Genomic DNA, 1,626 nt, shown 5'->3' on the forward strand with positions numbered 1-1,626 from the left:
GACCTGGGTGCGATGCGCTGCGTCGACAAGAAGCATTCGACTTTCGATGCTTCTGAAGTGGATAAGGCTAAAGCGTTGGAGGGGCGGGCAGCGGACATAAGCAGTCCAGAAGAATTCACGACAATCCTCGATGACATCCAGAAGCTGCCGCCCGGTTACCGGCAAGAGCCCCTGACTGCGCTGGTTCAAATAGTGCCCACGCTCCTTGCCCCGAACTGGCGCGCAGTCTTGAATTCTGCGCTCATGCAGAAGACGCAGGGGCCTATGGAGTGCATCGGAGTCCTCTTAGAAGAATATGTCGTTCCTCTCGAAAATGCGATTGGGCAACTCAATGAGGCTGACAGGGTGAAGCCGCACGCCGCTATGCGGACCGCAGGAAAAGCAGTTCAATATCTTTTATAATATCAATCGTATAACTCACGATATTGTTCGAATTTTTATGTTGCAGATGCAGTGAACTGAACAAGCTACAGTTAAGGAAACTCTGCACAACGCGTTTAAGATGCCTGCGTCCAGTATGGATGCAGGCAGTACGGGACCAATATGTCGGGGCTGATCTTTCGTCGCGACACGTCGATCTGTCATTGTCAGTGAGCAAGTCACTAGAGTCTGCTTACATTTAGAGAAATGTGTTTACATCTCATCTTTTAGGTAAGCGATCAAGATGAATCGAATGTTGTTGACCGATGAGATGTGAGAACGTCTGGAGTCCATTGTTCCAGGCAAACCTGGTGATGTGGGGCGGCGTGGCGCAGACAATCGGTTGTTCGTCGAGGCATTGCTGTGGATCGCGCGCACGGGCAGTCCGTGGCGTGATCTGCCCAAGGAGTTCGGTCGATGGCATACGGCATACATCCGCTTTCTCGGTGGCGGCGCAAAGGCGTCTGAGACCATGTGGCCCATGTACTGGCGCAAGCGGGCGAAGTGGAGCATGTGTTGATCGATTCGACCGTCATCGGAGCACACCAGCATTCGGCCGGAGCGCGGAAAAAACGCCCCCCCAAGCGCTCGGGCGATCACGCGGAGGACGGAGCACAAAAATTCATCTGGCGGTCGATTCGCTTGGTCGAGCGCTGCGGCTGATGCTTACCGAAGGACAGGTGGCCGATATTTCGTGCGCGCAAGAGCTGGTCGACGGACTTGCTCGTCAAGGCTGTCATCGCCGACAAGGGCCATGACTCGAATGCTTTGTCAAAAGCATTCGCGCCCGTCGAGCCAAAGCCGTCACTCCAACACGCTCGAACCGCAAGATTTAACATCGTTATGATCGCACTTTGTACTGTCAGCGCAATTTGGTCGAACGCTTTTTTAACCGTATCAAACATTTCCGCATCGCAACTCAATATGACAAACTCCCCTACACTTGCCTCACCTCACCTCACCTCACCTCACCTCACCTCACCTCACCTCACCTCACCTCACCTCGTGTCCATCGTGTCTGCCTTCGGGCCGCTCGTAAATGTGAACAGAGCCTAGTCTTACTGTGTCATAAAATGTGTCGAGGCAGAACTGCAGAATGGGCATCGCTGGAGCCGCTTAGCGACGTGCGCAGCGATGCACCAGCGCAGCGTGGCGATCGAGTCAGTCACGTGGCGCTGCGCGCGCTGGGGAGCCGCGTGGCACGTA

General features: G+C 54.6%; 1 protein-coding gene and 1 pseudogene. Both read left to right on the forward strand.

Translation table 11 applies throughout. The features are described 5' to 3' along the window. The coding region (locus tag IAG25_RS41090) for a hypothetical protein (protein ID WP_187609889.1) at nt 1–402 on the forward strand (402 nt) is incomplete at its 5' end. A 301-nt stretch (nt 403–703) separates the two neighbouring features. After that, nucleotides 704–1,476: pseudogene (locus IAG25_RS42040) on the forward strand (IS5 family transposase). Nucleotides 1,477–1,626: the final 150 nt, after the last annotated feature.

This window comes from Caballeronia sp. EK (genome assembly GCF_014384845.1).
GTDB lineage: Bacteria > Pseudomonadota > Gammaproteobacteria > Burkholderiales > Burkholderiaceae > Caballeronia > Caballeronia jiangsuensis.